The following is a 4,161-nucleotide window of genomic DNA, read 5'->3' as shown; positions in this document are numbered from 1 at the left end:
TTTAGCAAAGCTGGCATCTGAATAAAGTGCTTTTTTGTATTTAAAGAAAAAATGTTGAGGTTTATTTACCACCCCAACATTTATTATAGAACCGAAAAAACTAAATGATGAAATAATTGCAAGAATTAAATTTTACCTTCAAGAAAATGAAAACAAGAAAGCTATTGGGCAAGGAAAGCAATTGAAAAAGAAAATTGACATATATGAAGCATTAATAGAAGAAGGATTTGATATTGGATATACAAGTGTATGTTCTGCAATAAATGCTATAAATGATAAAGCTAAAGAAGCTTTTATTAAAGCTGAGTATAGTCAAGGTGATGTCTGTGAATTTGACTGGGGGGATGTTAGGCTATTTATTGCTGAAGAATTGAAATACTTGCAGTTGGCTGTATTTACAACTGCTAAAAGCAACTATAGATACGCAGTTATCATGCCAAAGCAGAACACACAATGCTTTCAAGAATCACACGCCAAGTTTTTTGAACATGTAGGTGGAGTTTTTAAAACCATGGTATACGATAACATGAAAGTCGCTGTTAAGAAATTTGTAGGCCTTAACGAGAAAGAACCCACAGAAGGATTATTAAAGTTATCAATATATTATGGATTTAAATTTAGATTTTGTAATGTTCGCAGAGGAAATGAAAAAGGTCATGTTGAAAAAAGCGTTGAATACATAAGAAGGAAAGCATTTTCAAATAAAGATAATTTCGAATCAGTTGAAGAGGCAAACAAATATTTGGAAGAAGTGTGTTTGAGATTAAATAAAATTCTACAAACAACAAGGGATAACAAATCAGCGATTGAACTACTTGAGATGGAACGCGAAGGTTTGCTTCAAAATCCGCCAATATTTGATTCAGCGAGAATAGAAGAACCAAGAGTTGATAAATACTCCACAATTTTAATAGACAGTTGTCATTATTCAGTCCCTGATAATTTAGTAGGAAAGAAAATATTTGTAAAGGTTTATTTAAATAGAATACTTTGTTTTTATGAAAACGAAAAGATTTGTGAACATGAAAAGAAGCATGGACTTAACGAATGGACAATCAAATTGGAACATTATTTGAAGACACTAAAAAAGAAACCTGGAGCATTAGCTTCAAGTTTAGCAATGAAGCAAATCGACCCCAGATTACAAAAAATCTACCAAGATTATTATATCAAAAGAGAAAGGGAATTTATAGAGTTAATTCAATTAATTTATGAAAAAAATTTAGAGGAAATATTGCAAGCTATAGAAGTTCTAAAAAAAATCAATCCCATAGATATTACGACAGAAAAAATTAAAGCAATCTGCAACCGAGGAGAAATAAGGAAAGAAAAAGGATTAACTAACGATATTTCGAGCACATCAGAAATAGATAAGTATACGGCAAAAATATCATCTAAAATCTATGGCCTTAACAGGACATTTATCAATTATCGCTTTCAATTCATTTATTTGTGTATCATTAAGTGTAGACTCTTTCCATTTTGCTTTCTTATCTATTACCTTAAAATGCTGAGGCATTAATTTTTCACATAGTCCACATCCAATACAATACTGCTCCTTAATATCAATACCAGTTGCTTTGCTTAAACTTTTCTCTTCTCCAATAGGAATGTCTTCCTTTTTTACAAATACAGTCATTAAATATGATATTATCAGTATGGACATTACTGTCAATATCCATCTTAGCCCCATAAAATTCGGCCCTAAGAATTTTGCTTCATTGGCAAGCATGGGTACTTTTATTACTGCCCATGCACTTAATATAATAACTACATTTGCGATGCTGGCACCTTTCTTTAAAAGCATTTTGCAGATTGGGAATGCTGCATAAATAGGTCCTGCTGAAAAACTGCCCAATAAGAATGAGAATATAATCCCCTTTATTCCTGCTTTCTCCCCAAATCCATTAATGATTACTTCTTTAGGAACCCATGCTTCAATAATTGATGTAAGTATAAAAATCACAGGCATAATTTCAAGCATTTCTATAATATAATACATGCTGTTTTTGACAGATAAATAAGCCTTATCGGGCATTGCCATAAATAGAAAAACATATGCCAGAGATACTGCTGTCAGTAGTTTGTTCTTTTTAATTATTTCAATCATTTTACATAATCACTCCCATCGTAAGTGCTATTATAAGTGCAAACACAAAACTAAGAGCATTACGGATAGCAGCAAATTTCAAACCAAATTCTTGTTTTTCTAATGGGAATGTCACTATTCCAACCATCGTTAAAGTAGTTAAGAATGCAACGGCAGGGACAATACTTGCACCTGCATCTACAAAAGAACCTACCAGAGGAAATGCTACAAAGGCTGGAATCAATGTAATACTACCTACTAAGGCAGAAATAACGGTTGAAATGAACAGATTTGATTCTCCCAAAATATTCTTTATAACTTCAGGCGGTATGAAGGTCAGAATCAATCCTATAAGAAACAAGATGCCTACAATCTCTCCAATCATATTTTTCATCATACCTCTTGCCATTTTTATAGAATTGAATGTCTTCTGCTTATCTTTAACAAGGGCTGCAATAAATGCAGCCCCTGTTATTCCCCATAATGATGCTGTAAAAATATCCACCTTTCATCACTCCTTCTCCCTGTAGTTTTTAGGATTAGGTGATTTTACCACAAAGAATTCCAATACTTCTTCGTCTTGATTATAGACATTCATTTTTGTTTTGTATGGTATATTAATAATATCTCCCTTGGTGTAATGATGTGGTTCTTGTTCATTTAACTGCAAAGTCATTTTTCCCCGTACAATTATCATATAGACGTTGGAATTGGAATAGTGTTCAGGAAGATTTGTTCCTTTTACAAGAACCATATGATTTAGTTGAATATTCTCATCATCCACAATCCTTTCAATTATTTTGTCATCTGTAAGACTGTATACATATTTTTTCTCCAGCATAAAAACTCTCCTTTCATTATGTTTAAATCTATATTATAATATATAATAAATTACAGTAACATACAGTTACCACGGTAACTAATTTTAAAAAAGGTGATATTTATGAACATAAAAGACTATCTGGACATTTTAAAACTAACAGGGTTATTTGACGAATTTTCTGCTAAAGAACTGCTTAATCTTTTTAAAACGCATAATTATATTATCTCTAAATACAACAAAGGCAGCATTATCCATTTTGAAAGTGAGAAATGCAATTACTGGGATATTATTTTAAAAGGCCAGGCATTTGTTCAAAAGATTGATGAAAAGGGAAATGTGTTAACTGTTGCAGAATTTAAAATCGGAGATAACATAGGTGGCAATCTATTGTTTTCAAAGTATCCTTATTATCCCATGAGTGTGATAGCAAAATCAGATACTGAAATTTTACATATCCCTAAAGATTTTGTATTGCAACTTTGTCAGACTAGCCAGGATTTCTTAGTTAAGTTTTTAACCTGTATATCAGATAAAACTGCTATCTTAACAAGCAAAATTAAGTTAATCTCCATGAAATCTATAAGGGAGTCTATTATTGAATTCTTAAATTATGAGTATTACACTCAAAAAAGTAAAAAAATAAAACTTAATATGACAAAAAAGGAATTGGCCGAAAGGTTAGGTATTCAAAGAACTTCTCTTTCCCGTGAACTCAATAAGATGAAAAAAGATGGGCTCATCGATTATGACGCCCATTCTATTACTATCTGTGATTTTAATATTATTCGCAAACCCTGAGCAATGAATAGGGAACCCGTATTGAGTTCCCTTTAATCTATTATTATCAGCAATTAAACGCCTTTCATAATTATTGCAGGTCCGTAATAATTATCTGCAGCAATCCCTATTTTCTGCACCCGCCATTCAATCAATTCCTGCCTGAAACAATCTTTTTCTACTAAATCTATGGCTTCTTTTTCTGAATCAGAAATAACTATATACTTAATTGGCGACTCTGGAATTTTCTCTTCCATCTGATATATGTATAATCTGGGATTTACATATTTTTTAGTACCTATTATTCTCTCTATATTCTTTTCAAATTCTGTCAGGCTATCATCTATCAAAACATGTCCGTAATAGTGGTTAATTTCTGGTTCTATGTCAATAGTTGGGGTGGGCAAATTATTCAGATGCCCGCCCTTGCTAATTTCCAAGGAGTTTTTATGTAATTGAGATTAATTTAAGC

General features: G+C 31.8%; 5 protein-coding genes and 1 pseudogene. 2 read left to right on the top strand and 4 right to left on the bottom strand.

Annotated elements, in window-relative coordinates:
* Positions 1-181: 181 nt before the first annotated feature.
* A pseudogene (gene istA / locus C4R78_RS09650) lies at positions 182-1,042 on the top strand (IS21 family transposase); the annotation flags it as partial.
* Between the two features lie 348 nt (positions 1,043-1,390).
* Here istA and C4R78_RS09295 read toward each other — a convergent pair.
* The 3 genes from C4R78_RS09295 to C4R78_RS09285 are packed head-to-tail and all read right to left on the bottom strand — an operon-like array spanning position 1,391 to position 2,930.
* A complete protein-coding gene (locus C4R78_RS09295; RefSeq protein ID WP_103896759.1) occupies positions 1,391-2,110 on the bottom strand; it encodes a permease in 720 nt (239 codons plus the stop codon).
* Between the two features lies 1 nt (position 2,111).
* Positions 2,112-2,594: a permease gene (locus tag C4R78_RS09290; RefSeq protein WP_103896758.1), complete on the bottom strand. Its 483-nt coding sequence runs from the start codon at positions 2,592-2,594 to the stop codon at positions 2,112-2,114.
* A gap of 6 nt (positions 2,595-2,600) precedes the next feature.
* Positions 2,601-2,930, bottom strand: coding sequence for a cupin domain-containing protein (locus C4R78_RS09285; RefSeq protein WP_103896757.1), 330 nt, complete (start codon positions 2,928-2,930; stop codon positions 2,601-2,603).
* 102 nt (positions 2,931-3,032) lie between these two features.
* Here C4R78_RS09285 and C4R78_RS09280 point away from each other — a divergent pair, with 102 nt between their 5' ends.
* The gene (locus C4R78_RS09280; protein WP_103896756.1) at positions 3,033-3,710 is read left to right on the top strand and encodes a Crp/Fnr family transcriptional regulator; all 678 of its coding nucleotides are present in this window, start codon (positions 3,033-3,035) and stop codon (positions 3,708-3,710) included.
* 53 nt (positions 3,711-3,763) lie between these two features.
* Here the strand turns inward: C4R78_RS09280 and C4R78_RS09275 are convergent, their stop codons facing one another.
* Entirely contained in the window at positions 3,764-4,039 is a 276-nt protein-coding gene (locus C4R78_RS09275) for a hypothetical protein (RefSeq protein WP_242971222.1), read from the bottom strand.
* Between the last annotated feature and the right edge of the window lie 122 nt (positions 4,040-4,161).

It is taken from the genome of Caloramator fervidus, from assembly GCF_900108045.1.
GTDB classification, from domain to species: Bacteria; Bacillota; Clostridia; order Clostridiales; family Caloramatoraceae; genus Caloramator; species Caloramator fervidus.
This window is presented reverse-complemented; position numbering and strand designations above follow the sequence as displayed.